Source organism: Micromonospora humidisoli (genome assembly GCF_016900955.1).
Taxonomy (GTDB): domain Bacteria; phylum Actinomycetota; class Actinomycetes; order Mycobacteriales; family Micromonosporaceae; genus Micromonospora; species Micromonospora wenchangensis.
In genome coordinates this window covers 59,178-79,630 of sequence record NZ_JAFEUO010000006.1, presented here as the reverse complement: position 1 = coordinate 79,630, position 20,453 = coordinate 59,178, and the positions used below count along the sequence as shown (strand labels likewise).

Annotated in this window: 13 protein-coding genes; 2 read left to right on the top strand and 11 right to left on the bottom strand. The window is 74.2% G+C overall.

The genetic code is table 11. The features are described 5' to 3' along the window. The first annotated feature begins 70 nt into the window (after positions 1-70). Entirely contained in the window at positions 71-1,582 is a 1,512-nt protein-coding gene (locus JQN84_RS21890) for a family 43 glycosylhydrolase (RefSeq protein ID WP_204960406.1), read from the top strand. A 122-nt stretch (positions 1,583-1,704) separates the two neighbouring features. Beyond that, positions 1,705-2,169, top strand: coding sequence for a PaaI family thioesterase (locus JQN84_RS21885; RefSeq protein ID WP_204960405.1), 465 nt, complete (start codon positions 1,705-1,707; stop codon positions 2,167-2,169). A 49-nt stretch (positions 2,170-2,218) separates the two neighbouring features. Here the strand turns inward: JQN84_RS21885 and JQN84_RS21880 are convergent, their stop codons facing one another. The 11 genes from JQN84_RS21880 to aroA all read right to left on the bottom strand — a co-directional run bounded on the left by JQN84_RS21880 (position 2,219) and on the right by aroA (position 20,439). Beyond that, complete coding sequence (locus tag JQN84_RS21880; RefSeq protein WP_307821391.1) at positions 2,219-3,832, bottom strand: beta-ketoacyl [acyl carrier protein] synthase domain-containing protein; 1,614 nt, start codon at positions 3,830-3,832, stop codon at positions 2,219-2,221. Continuing rightward, the gene (locus JQN84_RS21875) at positions 3,832-4,917 is read right to left on the bottom strand and encodes a branched-chain amino acid aminotransferase (protein WP_204960404.1); all 1,086 of its coding nucleotides are present in this window, start codon (positions 4,915-4,917) and stop codon (positions 3,832-3,834) included. The genes JQN84_RS21880 and JQN84_RS21875 overlap by 1 nt, the downstream gene beginning before the upstream one ends. Further along, positions 4,914-6,221: a beta-ketoacyl-ACP synthase II gene (gene fabF / locus JQN84_RS21870; RefSeq protein ID WP_307821390.1), complete on the bottom strand. Its 1,308-nt coding sequence runs from the start codon at positions 6,219-6,221 to the stop codon at positions 4,914-4,916. The genes JQN84_RS21875 and fabF overlap by 4 nt, the downstream gene beginning before the upstream one ends. A gap of 78 nt (positions 6,222-6,299) precedes the next feature. Then, positions 6,300-8,105: a condensation domain-containing protein gene (locus JQN84_RS21865; RefSeq protein ID WP_204960403.1), complete on the bottom strand. Its 1,806-nt coding sequence runs from the start codon at positions 8,103-8,105 to the stop codon at positions 6,300-6,302. Positions 8,106-8,128: 23 nt separating this feature from the next. Further along, the gene (locus JQN84_RS21860) at positions 8,129-9,385 is read right to left on the bottom strand and encodes a cytochrome P450 (RefSeq protein WP_204960402.1); all 1,257 of its coding nucleotides are present in this window, start codon (positions 9,383-9,385) and stop codon (positions 8,129-8,131) included. A 31-nt stretch (positions 9,386-9,416) separates the two neighbouring features. Continuing rightward, entirely contained in the window at positions 9,417-11,285 is a 1,869-nt protein-coding gene (locus JQN84_RS21855) for an ABC transporter ATP-binding protein (protein ID WP_307821389.1), read from the bottom strand. Then, on the bottom strand, positions 11,282-13,315 hold the full coding sequence (locus tag JQN84_RS21850; RefSeq protein ID WP_204960401.1) for an ABC transporter ATP-binding protein: 2,034 nt from the start codon (positions 13,313-13,315) through the stop codon (positions 11,282-11,284). Before JQN84_RS21850 ends, JQN84_RS21855 begins: the two co-directional genes overlap by 4 nt. Next, positions 13,312-15,330 carry an oxidoreductase gene (locus JQN84_RS21845; RefSeq protein ID WP_204960400.1) on the bottom strand — a complete coding sequence of 673 codons (2,019 nt, stop codon included), beginning with the start codon at positions 15,328-15,330 and terminating at the stop codon, positions 13,312-13,314. Before JQN84_RS21845 ends, JQN84_RS21850 begins: the two co-directional genes overlap by 4 nt. Then, a complete protein-coding gene (locus JQN84_RS21840) occupies positions 15,327-16,121 on the bottom strand; it encodes an SDR family oxidoreductase (protein ID WP_204960399.1) in 795 nt (264 codons plus the stop codon). The genes JQN84_RS21845 and JQN84_RS21840 overlap by 4 nt, the downstream gene beginning before the upstream one ends. Beyond that, on the bottom strand, positions 16,118-17,266 hold the full coding sequence (locus tag JQN84_RS21835) for an acyl-CoA dehydrogenase family protein (protein ID WP_204960398.1): 1,149 nt from the start codon (positions 17,264-17,266) through the stop codon (positions 16,118-16,120). Before JQN84_RS21835 ends, JQN84_RS21840 begins: the two co-directional genes overlap by 4 nt. Beyond that, positions 17,263-20,439: a 3-phosphoshikimate 1-carboxyvinyltransferase gene (gene aroA, locus JQN84_RS21830; protein ID WP_204960397.1), complete on the bottom strand. Its 3,177-nt coding sequence runs from the start codon at positions 20,437-20,439 to the stop codon at positions 17,263-17,265. The genes JQN84_RS21835 and aroA overlap by 4 nt, the downstream gene beginning before the upstream one ends. Positions 20,440-20,453: the final 14 nt, after the last annotated feature.

The following is a 20,453-nucleotide window of genomic DNA, read 5'->3' as shown; positions in this document are numbered from 1 at the left end:
CCCCTCGCCGGCCGACCATCCCCGTGGTCGGCCGGCGAGGCATATCCCCCACCCCCGACAGGAGCACCGCATGTCCGCCTCACCCGACCCCCGGTCGGCGGTCCCGCCCACCACCGCACCCCGCACCGCCCCGCCGCCCGGCCGCCGTCCCGGCCGGACCCGGACGGCGGCGCTGCTCGTGCTGGCCCTGCTGGCCAGCCTGCTGAGCGCCGCCGCCCCGGCCGGGGCCGCCCCCGCCGTGCGGGCCACCAACCCGCTGGTCGCGCAGCGCGCCGACCCGCACATCGTCAGGCACACCGACGGCTACTACTACCTGACTGCCACCGCCCCCGAGTACGACCGGATCGTGCTGCGCCGGGCCACCACCCTCCAGGGCCTGTCCACCGCCCCCGAAACCGTCATCTGGTGGCGGCACACCAGCGGCATCATGGGCGCGCACATCTGGGCCCCGGAGATCCACTTCATCGACGGCCGCTGGTACGTCTACTTCGCCGCCGGTGCCACCGACAACGTCTGGGCGATCCGGATGTACGTCCTGGAGGGCACCGGGGCGAACCCGCTGACCGCGAGCTGGGCCGAGAAGGGGCAGATCCGTACCCCCTGGGAGACCTTCGCACTGGACGCGTCGACGTTCGTCACCAACGGGGTGCGCTACCTGATCTGGGCGCAGGCCGAGCCGGGTATCGCCACCAACTCCAACCTCTACATCGCCCGGATGGCCAACCCGTGGACGCTCAGCGGCTCCCCCACCCGGATCGCCGTGCCCACCCTGGACTGGGAGATGCGCGGCGGGGTGAAGGTCAACGAGGGACCGACCGTGCTGCAACGCAACGGCCGGATCTTCCTCACCTACTCGGCGAGCGCGACCGACGCCAACTACTGCCTCGGTATGTTGACCGCCTCGGCGGGCAGCGACCTGCTCCGGGCGTCGTCCTGGGTGAAGTCGCCGCAGCCGGTCTTCACCAGCAACGCCGCGACCGGCCAGTGGGGGCCGGGGCACAACTCGTTCACCGTCTCCGAGGACGGGCAGAGCGACATCCTCGTCTACCACGACCGCAACTACCGGGACATCAGCGGTGACCCGTTGCGCGACCCCAATCGGCGGACCCGCATCCAGAAGGTCTACTGGAACGCCGACGGCACCCCGAACTTCGGCATCCCGGTGCCCGACGGGGCCACCCCGGTCCGGCTGCGGTCGGACAACCTGCCCGACCGGTTCGTCCGGCACTGGGAGTACCGGGCCCGACTGGAGGCGAACGTGACCAACCTCGCCGACTCGCAGTTCCGCCTGGTGCCCGGCCTGGCCGGGGGCAACACGGTCTCCCTGGAGTCCACCAACTTCCCGGGCTACCACCTGCGGCACCGCAACTGGGAGGTGTGGGTCGAGCGGGACGACGCGTCGTCGACGTACCGCGCCGACGCCAGCTTCGTGCAGCGGCCCGGCCTGTCCAACGCCGCCGGGGTGTCGTTCGAGGCGGTCAACTACCCCGGCCAGTACCTGCGGCACAGCAACGGGCTGCTCTACCTGCGGACCGTCACCGACGCCACCGGCAACGCCGAGGCCACGTTCGTGCTGGAGTGACCACCGCCCGCCGGGCCACCCCACCCGGGGTGGCCCGGCGGGGCGTCCGGGTGGTGGATCCGGTACGCCAGGGTGATCACGTAGGACGGAGCGCTACCCGGTCATCGCCTATAGTGGCGTCCATGCCTAGCCGCGCTGTGATGTCGGTCGATGAGGCGCGGGCCTGGCTCGCCGAGGTCATCTCCGGTGCCGAACGCCTGCGCCTGGAGTCGGTCGACGACGACCGGGTCGTCGCGGTGACCGGCCCCGACTGCCTCGAACTGCGCCTCGACGGCACGATCTCCGGGCCGGCGATGTTCTGGGCGATGGACCTGACCGGCTTCGTCGCGGTCACCGTGCTGATCGGCCCGACACCGGCGATGGTGCTGGCGCACAGCAGCATCAGCTTCCTCGAACCCGCCGAGCCCGGCGAACTGCGGGTCACCGCCGAGGTGATCAAGCTGGCCAGCCGGTCGGCGGTGGTGGACGCCCGCGCCAGCGACCGCCGGGGCGCGCTGGTGGCCGCGTCCACCCTGCACTTCGCGCTGCCGTCGCGGGCCACCCGGGCAGCCCTGCGCGCCGACCACGCCGTCCGGGCCGGCGGCTGACCCACCGTAAGCCGGCCGGTTCACCAGGCGACCGGGGCACCGGCCCGGCTCAGTCCGGGCGGTCCACCACGTGGGTGCGCCGCTGCCACGGGTAGGTCGGCAGCGCTGCCACCACCCGGTGCTTCGGCGTCGGCAGCGGATCGTCCGCACCGAGCACCCGCACGTCCGGGTGGGCGGTGCCGGCGGCCACCGCCGTCAGCGCCTCGGCCGCCCGCACCGGGCCGGACGCCCGCACCCACACCGCGTGCGCCAGCCGGGTCCGTCCCGCCGCGGCGGTGCCGGCGAACGCCGGGAAGTCCGCCGCCGGCAACCCGGCCAGCCGGTCGGCGTAGCGGCGGGCCAGCTCGGCCAGCGCCGGCCCGGTGGCCGCCGACACCGGGAACCCGTCCACCGGTGCCGGCACGGCCGACGGCACCGGCGGCGCGGGCGACAGCACCGCGAACGCGTTCGTGCCGCTCATCCCGTACGAACTGGTCGACGCGCAGGCCCCGAACCGGTCGTCCCAGGCGAGCGGGGCGACCGGGATCTCGATGCCGGTGCCGGTGAGGTCGATGCGCGGGTTGAGGGTACGGAAGTTGGCCTGCGGGACGATCGTGCGCCGATGCAGGCAGAGCACCGCCTTCACCAGCCCGAGCACCCCGGCGGCGGACTCGGTGTGGCCGATGTTGCCCTTTACCGAACCCACGTGCAGCGGCGCGCCGTCGGCGCGACCGAGCGCCGCCGCGACCGCCGACATCTCGGCCGGGTCACCCAGCGGGGTCCCGGTGCCGTGCGCCTCGTGGTAGCCGACCTCACCGGGGGCGATCCCGGCGGCGGCCAGCACCGTGTCGATCAGCCCCGCCTGGGCCGCCACGTTCGGGGTGGTGAACGTCGCCGTCCGGCCGTCGTGGTTGATCCCGGTGCCGCGCAGCACCGCGAGCACCCGGTCACCGTCGCGCTGCGCGTCGGCCAGCCGCTTGAGCAGCAGCATCGCGCAGCCCTCACCCCTGACGAACCCGTTGGCCCCGGCGTCGAACGGACGCGACCGGCCGTCCGGCGACAGCGCCCCGGTCTGCGCCACCGACCGGGTGGTGCTCGGGGCGAGGATCAGGTTGACCCCGCCGGCGACCGCCGCGTCACAGTCACCCGCCGCCAGCGCCCGCGCCGCCGTGTGCACCGCCACCAGCGACGACGAGCAGGCCGTGTCCAGCGCGAACACCGGCCCCTGCAACCCCAGGGTGTACGCGACCCGCCCGGCGGTGAAGCTGTGCCCGTTGCCGATCGTCCAGTACGAGTTCGGGTCCCCGGTCAGCCACTGCCGGTAGTCCCGGCCGGTCACCCCGACGAAGACCCCGGTGCCGGCGGCCACGGTGGCGACCGGGATCGCGGCGTCCTCGAACGCCTCCCAGACCACCTCCAGCAGCAGCCGGTGCTGCGGATCGAGGACCCGGGCCTCCCGGGGCGAGATGCCGAAGAACTTCGCGTCAAAGTCGAACACGGCGTCGAGGTAGCCGCCCCGGGTGACCATGCCGTCCCACTGCGTGCCGAACCCGGCCCGACGGTCGTCGGGCAGCTCGCCGGTGAGGTCCCGGCCGGCGACGAGCGCCGACCAGTACGCGTCGGGGCTCGACACCCCGCCGGGCGCGCGGACCGCCATTCCGACGACCGCGATCGGGGTGGGCACTACAGCACCCGGCGCATCCAGCCGTGGGGGTCGTCAGCCCGGCCGGTCTGGATGTCGAGCAGCCGATCCCGGAACTGCTGGGTGTACTTGCCCGGTGCCCCGTCGCCGATGGTGAGGGCGAAGTCGTCGCTCTTGAGCCCGACGATCGGCGTGATCACCGCCGCCGTGCCGGCCGCGAACGCCTCGGTCATCGACCCGTCCGCGAACCCGGCACGCATCTCGTCCAGGTCGATGGTGCGCTGCACCGGCTCCAGGCCGTGCTCGGCGGCGAGGGTCAGCACACTGTCGCGGGTCACCCCGTCGAGGATGGTGCCCAGGCCGGGGGTGAGCAGCTGGTGGTCGCGGGTGACGAAGAAGACGTTCATGGTGCCCGACTCGTCGATGCTGCGTCGCCCCTCGCCGCCCAGGTAGAGCACCTGCTCGCAGCCGTGGCCCAGGGCCTCCCGCTGCGGGGCGAGGCTGGCCGCGTAGTTGCCGCCGCACTTGGCCGCGCCGGTGCCGCCGATCGAGGCCCGGCTGTAGGTGGTGCTGACCCAGAGCGTGACGCCGGTAACCCCGTTGGGGAAGTACGACCCGGCCGGGCAGGCCAGCACGCAGTAGGTGACGTGCTGGGCGGGACGCACCCCGAGGAACGCCTCCGAGGCGAACATGAACGGGCGCAGGTAGAGGCTCTGCTCACCGCCGTACGGCGGGACCCACGCCTCGTCGGCGCGGACCAGCGCGGCCACGCTCTCGACGAAGGTCTCCTCGTCCAGCTCCGGCAGGACCATCCGGCGGGCCGACGCGGCGAACCGGCGGGCGTTGAGTTCCGGGCGGAACAGCCAGACGCTGCCGTCGGCGTGCCGGAACGCCTTGAGCCCCTCGAGGATCTCCTGCGCGTAGTGCAGGACCGCCGCGCCGGGGTGCATGGTGAACGGCTCCAGCGCGCCCACCCGGTGGTCGTGCCAGCCGGCGTCGGGCGACCACACCGCGGTGGCCATGTGATCGGTGAAGTAGCGGCCGAAACCCGGGTCGGCGAGGATCTCCTCCCGGGTCTGCGGCGGGGTGGGGTGGTCGGTGGGGATCAGCGGGAACTGCGCGGTCATCCGGACTCTCCTCGCGACGGGGTATCGGTGAACACGACGACGCAGTTCTGCCCGCCGAAGCCGAAGGCGTTGGTGAGCGCCGCCCGTACCGGCATCTCCCGGGCCTGGTGGGGCACGTAGTCCAGATCGCACTCCGGATCGGGCTGGTGCAGGTTGACCGTCGGCGGGACGACGCCCTCACGGATCGCCAGGGCGCACACCATCGCGCCGAGGGCGCCCGCCGCGCCGATCAGGTGCCCGAGCATCGACTTGGGTGCGCTGACCGCGACCCGGTCGGCCGCCGCCCCGAGGGCCGCCCGGATGGCGACCGTCTCGGTCAGGTCGTTGGCCTTCGTCGAGGTGCCGTGGGCGCAGATGTAGTCGACCTCGTCGGGGTGGACCCCGGACCGGTCGAGGGCCTGCCGGATCGCCTCGGCGGCGAACACCCCGCCGGGGCGGGGGGCGCTGACGTGGAAGGCGTCGCTGGTCAGCGCACCACCGGCGACGGTCGCGTACGGGGTGACGCCCCGGCGGCGGGCGTGCGCGGCGGACTCCAGCACCAGGATCACCGCGCCCTCGCCGAAGACGAAGCCGTCCCGGTCGGCGGCGAAGGGCCGGCTCGCACCGGTCGGGTCGTCGTTGCGCTGGGACATCGCCCCCATGCTCACCAGGCCGGCGAACATGGCCGGGGTGACCGCCGCGTCGGTGCCGCCGCAGATGACCACGTCGGCCTCCCCGGACAGGATCAACCGGCGGGCGTCGAGCAGCGCGTACGCGCCACTGGCGCAGGCCAGCGCGCTGGCGTTGACCGGCCCGTGCGCGCCCACCTCGATGGCGACCTCGCAGGCCGGCATGTTGGTCAGCGAGGACGGCACGAAGTGCGACAGGGGTGCGGTCGGGTCGGGGGCGAGCAGTCCGCGTACGGTGGCCTCGACGGTGTCGAAGCCGGCGACCGCGGCGTTGACCACCACGCCGACCCGGGCGGCGTTGCCGGCGTCGACGGTGAGCCCGGCGTCGGCGACCGCCTCGCGGGTGGCTACCACCGCGAACTGGCTGAACCGGGCCATCCGCCGCAGCTGCTTGCCGGTGAAGTGTTCGGCCGGCTCGAAGCCGCGCACCTCGGCGGCGATCCGGGTGGGCAGCGCGCTCGCGTCGAAGGCGGTGACCGGACCGACGCCGGACTTGCCGGCGAGCAGACCCTGCCAGGTGCTGTCGCGGTCGAGGCCGAGCGGCGTGACGGCACCGATCCCGGTGATGACGACGTCGTCGGTCATCATCTCGCCGTCGCCCCCCAGCATCGCGCCCCGGCTCCGTTCTCCCGCCACCGAACGACCGATAGAACACTATCAGTCACCATCGACGCCCGGCATCCGTCCACGGCATCCGGTGACCCGCCCGCCGCGCTACGCATCGCGCCCCGATCCCCGGGCCAGCACCGGCACGTCCCGCCACGCGTCCGGCCCGGCCCCGGCGGGCGGCACGGACCGGCAGACCACGTACCCGGCCGGCGCGGCCACCCCGGGTCGGCCGGGCAGCGCGTCGAGGACCCGCCGGTGCAGTTCCCGCGGCGAGCGTTCGGAGGCGGCCACGTACACCGTCACCCCGCCGTCGCCCGCCGGGTCGACGAGGGCCGCCGCGGGGACGCCCCCGGCCACCTCGCCGACCAGGTCCGCCACCGCCTGCGGGCGGACCCAACCGGCCGGGGTGGACACCCAGTCGCTGCCCCGGCGGGCCGGGGTCAGGCCGATCCGCCCGGCGATCTCGGCGACCCGCACCTCCTCGGCGACCGCGTCGCACAGCAGCGTCTCGATCCCCCGGATGACGGTCTCGCCGAGCGCCCCCGGCAGGTACGCCGTGTCGACCAGCAGCCCGAGCCGGCACCGGCCGTCGCCCAGGTTGCTGGCGGCGACGTAGAACCTCATGTCGCTCTTGGACAGCGGCTCCAGTCGGGAGTAGTGGGAGTCGCGGCGCAGCACGGCGAGCCGGTCCGGCCCCGGGTCCGGGTCGGTCGTGGCCCAGTCGCTGCCCCGGTGCCCGTTGTTGAAGTAGGCGGACAGGTCGAACGCCACCCCGCGTCGCCGGCCGACCCGCTCGACCACCCGGCGCACCTCGGCCGGGTCGCACTGGGCCCGCCGGTACGCGTCGAACGCCGGCCGGTGCAGGTTCCGGATCGCGGTGAGCAGGTCGACGTCGTCGTCGACCCGGTGGACCAGCAGTGCGTCCAGGGTGTTCAGGGCGATCAGGTCGCGGCTGTCGCGGTCCAGCCGGTTGCCGGCGATCAGCTTGAACACGGCGGTGTGGTGCCCGTTGTAGGCGGTCAGGATCAGGGTGGTCAGGGCGAGCAGCACGGTCGAGAACGAGGTGCGGGTCCGGGTGGCCAGCGCGGTCGCCGCCGCGGTGACCGCCGCCGAGTCCAGCAGGTGCCGTTCGACGGGCTGGCCGCCCGTCGGCGTGGTCGGCAGGTCGAACATCGAGGCCGGCGCGACCGACAGCCCCTGCTCCCAGTGCCGCAGCCCCAGCCGGCTGGTCTGCTGCCCGGCCGGCGACTGCTGGAAGGCGGCCTGCGTCAACGGCTGTGGCACCCCACCGGCCGGCCGGGCAGCCGGCGGCGCGGCGGGGGCCGGCGATGGCGCGGCCTGACCCGACGGCGGCGCGGCGGGGGTCGACGGCGGCCCGGTGAGCCGGTCGAGCAGCAGGCCGGTGAGGGTGGTGAAAGCCCAGCCGTCGAACGCCAGGTGGGATCCGACGAGGGCGACCGCGCTGATCCGCCCGGCCCGGTCGCGGGCGCAGCCGACCCGCAGCGGCCACTGCGCCTCGTGGTCGAACGCCGCCTCACTCAGCGTGGCGACCAACTCGTCACCGACCCGGGCCGGGTCGCCCTGGTCGTCGACCACCACCACGTCGTACGCCCCACTCGCGGCGACCTCCTGGCGCGGCCCGTCGGTCCGCTGGACGTACCGGGTCCGCAGGGTCTGGTGCGTCTCGACCAGGTCCCGCAGGACGACGGTCAACCGGTCCGGCGCGACCGGTGCGGGCAACACCAGGGCCCGGCCGATGTTGAACTGGTTCGCCTCCTTGCCGAACCACTGCATCGGCCCCCACATGACGCTCTGTGCCCAGGTCAGCGGCCCGGCACCGGCCCCTTCCCCGGTGAACGCCAGACTGAACGCGCCGGCGTCGGTGCTGGTGTCGGTGCTGCTGTCGGTCACCCCGTCCCCCTCCCCGGTGCCCACTACGCCCGCGCCGCCGGCGCGAACGGGCCGGACGACCTCGGCGTCAACCGCAGCGGCAGGTGGTCGAGCCCGCGGAACGCCGGGCTCTTGACCTTGACCAGCTCACCGATGAGTTCGATGTCGTCGGTGCGGTCGAGCAGCATCCGCAGGAACGTGGTGGCCTGCAGGCGGGCCAGGTGCGCGCCGACGCAGGTGTGGATGCCCGCCCCGAAGCCGAGGTGACCGTCGGTCACCCGGTCGATCCGGTAGTCGTTCGGGTCGGGGAACTTGCGCGGGTCCCGGTTGCCGGCGGCGAACGACAGCTCCACCCGGGCGCCCTGCGGGATGGTCGTGTTGCCGACCACCACGTCGGTCGTGGCGGTGCGGAAGACGTTCTGCACCGGCGGATAGAACCGGGCGGTCTCCTCGATCGTCGGCCCGATCAGCTCCGGCCGCTCGCGGACCAGGCGCAACTGGTCGGGGTGGTTGAGCAGCGCGTCGAGCATGTTGCCCAGGAAGTGGGTCATCGTCTCCTGCCCGCCGACCAGCAGGGTGAGGCACAGCCAGAGGATCTCGTTCTCGGTCACCCCGCCGGTGGCCGCGGCGGCGAACAGCTTCGACACCACGTCGTCGCGGGCCGGCTCGTCGCGCCGCCGGGTGAGCAGGTTGCCCAGGTAGCCGGAGAGTCCGGCGACCGATGACAGCGCCGCCTTCGCGGCCTGCAACCGCAACGCGTTCTCGTCCGGGTCCTGCGGGGCGTCCTCGCCGACCTTCGCGTTGGCGATGAAGCTCTCCAGCACACCGGCGGTGAGCTTGAGCTTGGCCAGGTTGTCGTCGGGCACCCCGACGATGGTGGTGATGACCTTCACCGGTTGCAGGATGATCGCCTGCTGGACCAGGTCGATGTCGCCGGTGGCCACGGCCTCGTCGAGCAGGTCGCCGCAGACCCGCTCGATGAACGGCCGCCAGAACTGCACCCCGCGCGGGGAGAAGTCGTGCCGGATCAGGGCGCGTAGCCGGGTATGGTCCGGCTGGTCGAGCCCGAACAGCACGGGCAACGTGGAGCGGTGGTAGGCGATCCCGTCGGCCGAGGACAGGCCTGCGTGGTTCTTCGCCGCCAACCGGACGTGCTCGTAGCGGATCACCAGCCACATGTCGCGCTGGGCCAGGTACAGCGGCTCCTCGGCGCGCAGCAGCTCGGCGTAGGCGGGGTACGGGTCATCCATGGACTCGGGCGAGAAGGGGTCGAACTCGTCGGTCCGTGTCGCGCTGGTCACTGCCATGTCCTCCGCAATCGTTGGGGGCCGGTCACCGGTACGCCCTGGCCTGGAGCTCGAACATCTCGGCATACTGACCCCCGGCGGCGAGCAGGTCGGCGTGGCTGCCGGCCTCGGCGACAGCGCCGTCGGCGAGCACCACGATCAGGTCGGCCAGTTGCACGGTGGAGAACCGGTGGGACACGAACACACTGATCGCACCGGTCCGGGCGGCCACCTCCCGCGCCTGCTCGCGGTAGCGGGCGAACAGGGCGTACTCGGCCTCCGCGTCGAGCGCGGCGGTCGGCTCGTCCAGCACCACCAGCAGCGGGTCGTCGCGCATGAACGCCCGGCCGAGGGCGAGCTTCTGCCACTGGCCGCCGGACAGTTCCGCCCCGTCGGTGTGGCTGCGGCCCAGTGGGGTGTCCAGTCCCTCGTCGAGCTGCCCGACCAGGTCGTCGGCGCCGGCCCGGCCCAGCGCCGTACGGACCGCCTGGTCGTCGTCGCGGCGGGGCAGGTCTCCGACGCCCACGGCCTGCCGGGCCGGCAGCTCGAAGCGGACGAAGTCCTGGAAGCCGGCGGCGATCCGCGCACGCCAGGCCGGCAGGGACAACGCGGCCAGCTCGACGCCGTCGACGAGGATCCGGCCGGACGTCGGCGTCAGCAGGCCGCAGAGCAGCTTGACCACTGTGGTCTTGCCGGCGCCGTTCTCGCCGACCACGGCGACCGTGGCACCGGCCGGCAGATGCAGGTCGAGACCGTCGACCACCGGTTCCGCGCCGCCGGGGTAGCACAGCGTGACCCCGGCCAGCCGGATACCCTCCCGCAGCCGGGCCGGCGGCGCACCGGCGGCGACCGACCCGAGAGCGGCTGTCGACCCGGCACCGACGGTCGGCCCGGCGGCGGTGTGACCGGGCGTCGGGTCGCCGGGCGTCGGGTGCCGGTCGGCGGTGCGGACCAGGTCGTGCACCTCGTCGAGCCGGTGGTAGACGCTGCGCAGCCGCTGGAGGTCCTGCAACACCCCCACCGCTCCGGCGACCTGCTGGTTGACCTGGGCGGCGATGGTCACGACCAGGATCACGTCACCCACCCCGCGACGGCCGGCGACGGCGTCGCGCAGGATCAGCAGCACCGCCAGCACGTAACCGGCGGCGAACGCCAACTGCCCGGTCATCCGGACCAGGCTCGCCACCAGCTGGGCCCGCCACAGCCGTCGGGTGGCGTCCTGCCAGTGCCCGCGGTGCCGCCGCCGCACCTCCCCGGTGAGCCCGAAGATGCGCAGCTCCTTGCCGGCGGCGGCGTCGGTGGCCAGCCGGAACAGCCCGGCCGCCCGGCGGGTGGACTCGGCTCCCGCCTCCCGGGCCCGGTCCACCGTCCGCTCCGCCCACCGCCCGGCCAGCAACGGCGGCACGGCGGCCAGCGGCAACAGCAACAACAGTGGATGGAGCACGGCCAGCACCACCGTCGTCAACGCCATCGCCACGGCCAGGCCGACGCCGGTCAGCACGGCCTGTAGGCCGACCCGGAGCTGCTCGACGTCCTGCTCCAACACAGTGATCTTGTCGGCGAACGCGGACCGCTCGAAATGCGCCATCCCCGGCGTGCCGTTGGTGGCGTCCATCAACTCCTGGTGCACGTGCAGGACGTCGAGTTCGGCGAGTTCGAAGTAGGCGATGTGGGCGAAGTGACCGAGGGTCAACCCGGCGATCAGGCCGACCGCCACGCCCACCCCGGCGAGACTCGCGGCGACCGACCGGCCGGCGGTGACCGCGTCGAAGAGCACCCGCAGCAGCACCGCCACCAGCGGCCACGCCACCGCACCCGCGACGACCAGGACCAGCGCGGTGAGCGCCTTGCGCCGGTCCTGGCGCAGCGACGTGCGCCACAGCGCCCAGCCGGCGGAGAGCACGCCCCGGTTCACCTGACGCTCCGCGTCGACCCGATGTCCACCGCGCCGCCGTCCGGTCCGTCGACCGGCGCACCGGTGCCGGGATCGTCCGGCGCAGGGCCGGCGTCGGAACGGTCCGGCGGCGGGGTGTCGGCGGCGGGGGTGGCGAAGCGTTCCGCCTGGAGGGTGAACAGCCTGGCGTACCGGCCGCCCCGGTCGAGCAGTTCCGCGTGCGAGCCCTGCTCGGCCACCCGCCCCTCGGCCAGCACGACGATGTGGTCCGCCCGGCGGACGGTGGCGAACCGGTGCGAGATCAGGATCGTGGTGACCCCCGGGGTGGCGGCGATGATCTCGTCGAAGAACCGGGCCTCGGCCCGGACGTCCAGACTGGCTGTCGGCTCGTCGAGGACCAGCACCGACGCGCCGTGCCGGAGGGCGAACAACGCCCGTGCGATGGCCACCCGCTGCCACTGCCCGCCGGACAGGTCCACCCCGTCGCGCAGCTGCCCGCTCAGCGGGGTGTCCAACCCACGCGGCAGCGCGTCGAGGGTGGCGAGAATGCCGGCGGCCTCGGCGGCGGCCCGGATGCCGTCCCGGTCGTCGGCGTGCCGGACCGCCCCCAGCGCGATGTTGTCCGCCGCGCTCGTGGCATACCGCAGGTAGTCCTGGAAGATGACGGCGAGGTCGCGTCGCCAGCGGGCCGCCGGGAGCGCGTCGATCGGCCGGCCGCCCACGGTGATCCGGCCCGCGTCCGGCAGCGCCAGCCGGGACAGCAGCTTGACCAGCGTGGTCTTGCCCGCTCCGTTGAGCCCGACGATGGCGGTGCAGGCCCCCGCCGGCAGGGTGAGATCCAGGTCGGTGAAGACCGGCGTCGCGCCGTGCGGGTAGCGGAACGACACCCCCTCGAACCGGATGTCCGCCGCCGGGGCGCGCTCCGCACCCGCCGCCGGTTCCGGGTCGGCGTCGGCCGGATCGTCGTCGGTCGGGCCGTCGTCGGGGGACGTCCGGTCGCGCATCCCGGCCCGGAACTCGCCGACGGCCCGGTAGGCGTTCATGCCGAACTGGGTCTGCACGTCGGCCTCGGGATAGAACTCGCCGAGCTGCACCGCCGCCAGCACCGCCTGGATCACCAGCGCCAGCCGGGTCAGCCCCACCTGGCCCTGCCCGCCGGCCAGCCCCAGCGCGGCGAGCACCGCGACGAGGACCGTCAACCCGACGGCCGTGTAGAGGAAGTACGGCCGCAGGTAGACCCGCCGCCGTTGCGCCCACACCGGACGCATCCAGTCCAGGTACGCCTGCCGGTACTGCTCACGCAGCCACGGCAGCAACCCGAAGATGCGGATCTCCTTGGCGGCCGGCCCGCCCATCGCCACGCCCCGGAAGTAGGTCAACCGGCGGACCCGGGCCACGACCGACCCGTAGATCGCCGCGTAGCGGCGCAGGCCGCCGCGTTGGCCGTGCCGGAACGCGAGCACGGCGACGAGCAGACCGACCCCCGCCGGCCAGGCGAAGGCGGCCCCGACGACCACCGCGTACCCGAGGAGTTGCCCGTAGCGGGCGAGCAGGGCCAGCATCCCGGCGCCCGCCGCCCCCGGGCTCTGGATGCCGTGCTCGACCTCGCGGGACGCCTCGGTGAGCTGTTCGAGCAGCGTCTGGTCCTCCAGCGGGGCGGTGCCGGTGCTGCCCAGCGCGGCCGCCATCAGCTCGTCGGCCACCGCGCCGTCGATCCGACGCTGCACCAGCAGGCCGGTGGTGACCTGGAGCTGGGCCAGCAACTGCTGGGCGCTGAGCGCCCCGGCGGCCACCACGAAGGCGGTCACCAGGTGCCCGAAGGCCGGTGACTCGACGCCGTCGCGGACCGCCTGCGGCAGCCAGCCGATCATCCGGCTCGTCGCGACGACGAACAGCACAGGCGCGGCGGCGAGCAGCAGGTTCACCAGTACGGCGGCGGCCACCGCCGGGACGCCCGCCCGGGGCAGCAGGGTGACGATGCGCCACCGGTCCACCGCGGTCCGGCGGACCACCCCGGCCACGACGCCGGCCGTCGTCGCGTCCTCGGTCATGCCGGCTCCCCCACCCGCCGGGTCCGCACGGCCCGCTGGAACGCCAACGCGGCGTCGTGTCCCTCGGCGAACGCCCGGACCGCGTCCAGCCCGGTGGTGTCCCGGGCCCCGCCGACCACCCGGTGCCACACGCCGGCCCGGCGTACGGTGTGCACCAGGGCGTCGGCGGGCAGTTGGCCGGCGGCGACCACCACCGTGTCGGCGGGTACGGACCGGGCCGCTGCGGTGCCGTCGACCAGGCGTACGGCGTCGGGGTCGATCCGCAGGTCCCGCACGCCCGTCACCACCTGGACCCCCCGGTGGCGCAACTCGGCCAGCACCGCCCAGCGGGTGGAACGCCCCATCCGGGGGCCGAGCCGCCCGCCGCGCAGCAGGACGGTGACCTGCCGGTCCGGATGCTGGCTGGCCAGGTGGGCGAGGTCCACGGCGATGCCGCCGCCGCCGATCACGACGACCCGCCGCCCGAGCGCGTCGTCGGCGAAGGCCGAGCCGTAGTCGCGGACGTGCGGCAGCCCGTCACCGGGCAGGTCGATGCGGCGCGGCAACACCCCGGTGGCGACGATCACCCCGTCGTGACGACGCAGCAGGTCCTCGTCGGCGTCGGTGATCCGCCGGCCGGTGTGCAGCCGCCCGCCGAGCCGGGTCAGCTCGGCGGTGAGAAACCGGATCGCCTCGGCGTAGTCGGCCTTGCCCGGCACCCGGCAGGCCAACCGGAACTGGCCACCGGGCTCCCCGTCGGCCTCGTAGACCGTGACCCGGTGCCCGGCCAGGGCCAGGTCGTGGGCGGCGCGCAGCCCGGCCGGGCCGGCACCGACCACGGCCACCGTGCGGGGCCCGCCCACCGGCGTCGACCCGGCCCGCACCGCCGGGTCGACGCGCGGTGGGGGCCCGTCCGGCGGCACCGGGTCGGCCTCCCGGCCGACGATCGGGTTGACCATGCAGGACACCGCCGCACCCACCAGCGACCTGTCGATGCACGCCTGGTTGCAGGCCACGCAGACGTTCACCGGCCGGCCGTGGCGGCTGCGCTCGACCAGGGCCGGGTCGGCCAGGAACGGCCGGGCCATCGAGATCAGGTCCAGCGGGGTGGCGGCGAGCACCGCCTCGGCCTGGGCCAGCCGGTTGATCCGGTTACTGGCCAGCACGGGCAACACGCCCACCGCCGCCTTGACCGCAGCCGCGACCGGCACCCAGTGCCCCGGCGGCACCAGCGCCTGCACCGTCGGCACCGGCGACTCGTGCCAGCCGACCCCGACGTTGAGCGCGTCGGCGCCGGCGGCGGCGAGCGCGCGGGCGTACGCCGTCACGGTGTCCCGGTCCGTGCCGCCGGGCAGCAGGTCGTCGCCGGTCATCCGCATCACGACCGGGAAGTCGGGGCCCACGGCGGCCCGCACCGCCGCCACCACGGCCACCCCGAACCGCATCCGGCGCTGCGGGTCGCCGCCCCACTCGTCGTCGCGCCGGTTGGTCAGCGGGGAGAGGAACTGGTCGATCAGGTACCCCTCGGAACCCATGATCTCCACGGCGCTGAACCCGAGGTCACGCGCGTGCGACGCGCCCCGGGCGAAGTCTTCGACGATGCGGGCGACCGCGTCGGTGGACAGCGCGGCCGGGGTGAGCGGTGAGATCCGGCTGGGCACCGCCGACGGGGCGACCGGGTGCGGGCCGCCGGCGGCCGGCCGGGCGTACCGGCCGGCGTGGAAGAGCTGGAGGGCGAGCAGACCGCCGGCCGCGCCGACCTCCCCCGCGACCCGGCGCAGCCGGGTCCGGAAGGCGGTGTCGTCGAGCACCCCGGAGCTCGGCACGTCGACGCCGGCCGGGTCGACCGCCGCGCCGCCGGTGACCATCAACCCGGCGCCGCCGCGCACCCGGGCCAGGTAGAACGCGGCCAGTGACCGGCCGCCGTCGTCGCGGTGGTCCCAGCCCAGGTGCATCGCCCCCATCACGATCCTGTGCGGCAGCACCAGCCGGCCGATCCGGCCGGGCCGCAGCACCCGCTCCAGTCCGGCCGTCATGTCAGCGGACCACTCAGGTCCCGGCTGAACGGCGGTGAGACGATCGACAGTCCACCGTCGACCACCAGGGTCTGCCCGGTGACGTACTCGGCGGCCGGGGAGAGCAGGAAGGCGATCACGTCGGCGACCTCCTGGGCGGTGCCCATCCGCTGCTTGGGGATCAGCGGCAGCACCCCGGACAGCGGGGCCATCCCGGGCACGTCGTAGAAGTAGCCTGACGACTCGGTCTCGATGATGCCGCCGTTGACCGCGTTGACGTTGATGCCGCGTCCGGCGAACTCCACGGCCATGTACCGCACCCATGACTCGATCGCCGCCTTGGCCGCGCCCAGGTTCGCGTACGTCGGGTAGGCGCGGATGCTGCCGTAGCTGGACAGCGCGACGATCCGGCCGCCGTCGGGCATCAGCCGCACCGCCTGCTGCGCGCCGAGCACGAACGAGCGCATGTTCATCGCGTACGACCGGTCGAGGTGGTGCGGCTTGAGGTCCATGATGTTCTTGAACGAGCTGGCCGCCGCGTTGCACACGAAGTAGTCGAGGGTGCCGAACTCCTGCGCGGCCACCGCGAAGAGCCGTTCGATCTCCTCGGGTTGCTCCATGTCGGCGGCCACGGTGACGGCCCGCCCGCCGAGCTGAGTGATCTCCTTGCGGACCTGCTCGGCCAGTTCGGCGTTCTTCTTGTAGTTGACCACCACCGAGCCGCCGCCCCGGGCCAGGGTGAGCGCCAGCGCCCGCCCGATGCCCCGGGAGCTGCCGGTGATCAGCGCGGTACGGCCCTGGAAGGCGGTCACCGGCCGGCCGCCAGGATCTCCCGGGCGATCACGGTCTTCTGGATCTCGTTGGTGCCCTCTTCGAAGCGCTGCGCACGGGCGTCGCGGTAGACCCGTTCGATGGTGCTGCCCTCCCAGTAGCCGATGCCGCCGTGCGCCTGCAACGCCTTGTCGGTGACCCGGGTCAGCATGTCCACCGCGACCAGCTTGGCCATCGAGGACAGCGCCCCGGCGTCGCTCTCCCCGGCCTCCCAGCGGCGGGCGGCGTGCAGGGTGAGCTGCCGGGCGGCCTCGATGTCGGCGGCGTTCTCGGCGAGCGCGAACGCCACCGCCTGCCGGGCGGTCAGCGGCTTGCCGAAGGTGACCCGGTCGCGGGCGTGCTCGACCGCCAGCTCCTGCGCCCGGCGGGCCAGCCCCACACAGGTCATCGCGACGCCGATCCGGCTCGGGGTGAGGAAGCCGCCGAGCGCGACGGCCAATCCGTCGCCCTCCCCGCCGAGCCGGTTGGCCACCGGCACCGGCGCCCGGTCGAAGATCAGGTGCGCGTGGTCGGTGCCGCGTACGCCCATGGTGTCGGGCATCGGTTCGACCCGGACGCCCTCGACGTGCCGGTCGACCATCAGCGCCACCGTGCCGTCCTTGCCGGTGCTGCCGTCGAGCCTGGCGAACAGCAGCCAGTAGTCGCAGCTCACCCCGAAGGTGATCAGGTGCTTCTCGCCGCTGAGCAGGTAGGTGTCGCCGTCGCGTACGACGCTGGCGCGCAGGTCGGCCCCGGTGCCGGCGGTGGGTTCGGTGAGCGTGAACGCGACCCGCAGGTCCCCGGCGACCTGCGGCAGCACGAACTTCTTGCGCTGCTCGTCGGAGGCGAACTGGTCGATGGAGCGCCACACCCCGTTGCAGACGTGCACGATCATCCGCAGCGAGGCGTGCGACATCGAGAACAGTTCGAGCAGGTGCAGGTACTGGGTGAAGGACAGGCCGGCCCCGCCGTAGTCGACAGGCGCGGCGAGCCGCAGGTAGCCCCGGTCGCGCAGGTCCGTCCAGAGCTGCGCGGGGACGTTGCGGTCGCGTTCGATCGCCGCCGCGTACTCCTCGCCGGGGCCCCGGACGAACGCCTCGACCTCGCGGGCCAACGTCGCGAACGACGTGTCATCGGCCTGGGTCACTCTGCCTCCTCGCCGATCGTTGCGCTGATCTGGTCACGCAACACGAACTTCTGCACCTTGCCGACCACGTTGCGGGGCAGCGCGGCCACCGTCTCCAGCCGCTCGGGCCAGTACTGCTTGGCGACCTTGTGGTCGTCGAGGAACCGCTGCATCCCGGCGAAGGTGAGTTCCGCGCGGGTCACCACGAACGCGCAGGCCCGTTCGCCGAGGCGGGGGTCGGGCATCGCCACGATCGCCACCTCACGCACGGCGGGGTGGGTGTGCAGCAGCTGCTCCACCTCGGCCACCGGGATCTTCTCGCCGCCCCGGTTGATCACGTCGGTCACCCGGCCGGTGATCCGCAGGTAGCCGGCGTCGTCGATGGTGGCCAGGTCGCCGCTGCGGTACCAGCCATCCGGGGTGAGCGCCGCCGCGGTCAGGTCCGGGCGGTCGAGGTACCCGGCGAACAGGCAGTCCCCGGCGACCTCGAAGTTGCCCTCCGTGCCGGGGCCGAGCACGGTGCCGGCGTCGTCGGTCACCCTGACCCGGACCCCCTGCAGCGCCCGTCCGTCGGTGCCCCAGGCGTGTGCGGGCGCGTCGGTCGGCGCGCTGAGCGTGCCGAGGCACGATTCGGTCGAGCCCCAGGCCCCGCAGACCGCCGCGCCGAGGGTCCGGGTGGCGTGCTCGGCGAGGTTACGGGGCACCGCCGCGCCGGTGGCGACGAAGACCCGCAGCGCCGGCGGCGGCTGCCCGCCCGTCTCCACCGCCTCGACGAGGTCGGCGAGGAAGGGGGTGGCCGCCTGGACGAAGGTGGCCCGGGTGTGGTGCAACGTCTCCAGCGCGGTCCGGCCGTCCCAGATCGGTTGCAGCACCACGGGCGCGCCGATGGTGAACCCCAGCCACATGCCGTACAGGAAACCGGTCTGGTGGGCCAGCGGTGACGGGACGAACAGCCGGTCGGCGGCGGTCAGGCCGAGGTGCCGGGCCTGCATGGCGGCGGCCCGGGTGAGCGTGTCGACGCGGTGCAGCACGCCCTTCGGCTCGCCCGACGTGCCGGAGGTGAACATCAGCTGGGCCAGGGCCGCCGGGTCGGGCCGGCGGGCGGCCGCCGCGTCGTCGGGCCGCTGCCGGGCCAGCGCCGGGCCGAACCACTGCCACCGTAGGCGTGTGGTGTCCGCCGGCAGGCCGGCGGTGCCCGCCGGCGTGGGTGCGCCGTCCACCGGGGCTCGGCCGTCCGAGGTGGGGTGGCCGTCCGGGGTGGGGTGGCCGTCCGGGGTGGGGTGGCCGTCCGGGGTGGGGTGGCCGGCGACGACGAGGACGTGGGCCACGCCCGGGGCGTCCGGGCCGGCCAGCATCGCCGCGGTCTCGGCGAGGTACGCGCGACCCCGGAACCGGTCGGGGACCACCAGCACCCGGGCCCGGGAACGGCGTAGCAGCCGGCTCACCTCCCGTTCCCGGAAGAACGGCATCAGCGGGCAGCAGACCGCCCCGATCCGGGTGGCGGCCAGCGTGAGCACCACGAACTCCGACCAGTTGGGCAGCTGCCAGGCGACCACGTCGCCGGGGCCCACGCCCAGCTCCCGCAGCAGCGACGCGGCCCGGTCGGCGGCCCGGTCCAGGTCGCGCCAGCTCGTGGTGACCCCGGCCCGGCCGGGAGAGGCCGCCTCGACCACGGCCGCGTCGTCGCCGCGTGCCTGCGCGTGCCGACGGACCAGCTCGGCCACCGGGACGGCGGCCAGTTCGGCAGGCGTGGGCAGTTCGGCAGACGTCGGCGGGGCGGCCGTCGGCACGGCCGGGCCGGCGGAGCGGCCCGGCGACGGACGGGTGCCGGTCGTACCGGCCGCCCGTCGACCGGCGGGGCGCGGGTCGGTGGGCCGGGGCAGCCGGCGGGCGCGGGCCCGGTCGACCGACATGTTGAGGCCGACGCCGTTCATCTGGTCGAGGAACTGCGGGAAGGAGATCCGGTGGGCGTTCGGGTAGGTCAGCCGGCTCTCACCGGTGGCCCGGGAGGCGGCCACCGCCAGCGCCATCAGCACCCGGTGGTCGTTGAACGAGGACAGGTCGGCCTCGCGCAACTGGCCGACGCCCTCGCAGACGAGCCGGTCGCCGTCGAGCCGCAGCCGGCCGCCCATCCGGTTGAGTTGCAACATCGCGGTGACCCGGTCGGACTCCTTGAGTCGTACGTGGGCCACGTGGTCGAGCACCGTGGTGCCGTGCGCGTGGGAGCCGAGGACGCTGAGCACCGGCAGCATGTCGGGCACCGCTCGGCAGTCCACCCGCACCGGGGCCAGCCGCAGCCCGTCGTGGCGCACCCTGATCCAGCCGGTCGCCGGGTCGCGGGTCAGCGGCACGCCCATGGTGGTGAGGCTGTCCAGCAGGTGCGCCTCCGGGTGGTCCAGCTGGTCGGCGGGGACCGCCGGCAACCCCCGGAACAGCACGTCGGACGGGTGCAGGGCGGTCGCGGCCAGGCCGAACGCGGCGGCACCGACGTCCGGCGGCAGCCGGACCACCGCCGGGGTGGGCCGCTGACCGGGTTCGATGTCGTACCGGCGGCCGTCCGCGCTGACCTGCACGTGCAGCCCGAACTGGCGCATCATCGCCACCGTCAGGTCGACGTAGGACCGTTCGTTGAACTCGCCCGTCACCTCGACCACGGTGGGGCCGGTGGCGAACGGGCTGACCAGCAGCAGGCTGGAGATCCACTGGGAGAGCGTGCCGGGGATCCGCACCCGGCCACCGGTCGGCGGGTGGGCGGCGACCCGGATCGGCAGCAGCCCGCCGGTGGAGGTGATCTGCACGCCGATGCCCGCGAGGGCGTCGAGCAGCGGCCGGATCGGCCGCCGCCGGAAGTACTTCTGCCCGGTGATGCCGACCGGGGTCGCGGCCAGGGCGGCGAGCCCGGTCAGGAAGTAGAGCGTGGTGCCCGAGCTGCCGACGGAGACCTCCGGACGCACCGGGCGGTACCGGCCGCCACGGACCACGAACGCGTCGTCCTCGACGGTGACGGCCGTGCCGAGGTCCCGCAACGCCCGGATGGTGTGCTGCACGTGGCCGGCGTGGCAGGCCCCGTGGATGCGACTGGTCCCGTCGGCCAGCGACGCGAGCATCAGCGCCCGGTGCGCGTGGTACTTCGACGCCGGGACGTCGAACTCGCCCACGAGTGGCTCGGCCGTGCCCTTGATGACGAGACGCACAGTCCCTCCCCGCA

Bases quoted from the DNA above. Each gene is read 5' to 3' on its own strand.
- JQN84_RS21845 (WP_204960400.1), bottom strand. From the start codon at position 15,330: ATGACGGCCGGACTGGAGCGGGTGCTGCGGCCCGGCCGGATCGGCCGG.
- JQN84_RS21875 (WP_204960404.1), bottom strand. From the start codon at position 4,917: ATGACCGCGCAGTTCCCGCTGATCCCCACCGACCACCCCACCCCGCCG.
- JQN84_RS21890 (WP_204960406.1), top strand. From the start codon at position 71: ATGTCCGCCTCACCCGACCCCCGGTCGGCGGTCCCGCCCACCACCGCA.
- JQN84_RS21885 (WP_204960405.1), top strand. From the start codon at position 1,705: ATGCCTAGCCGCGCTGTGATGTCGGTCGATGAGGCGCGGGCCTGGCTC.
- JQN84_RS21850 (WP_204960401.1), bottom strand. From the start codon at position 13,315: ATGACCGAGGACGCGACGACGGCCGGCGTCGTGGCCGGGGTGGTCCGC.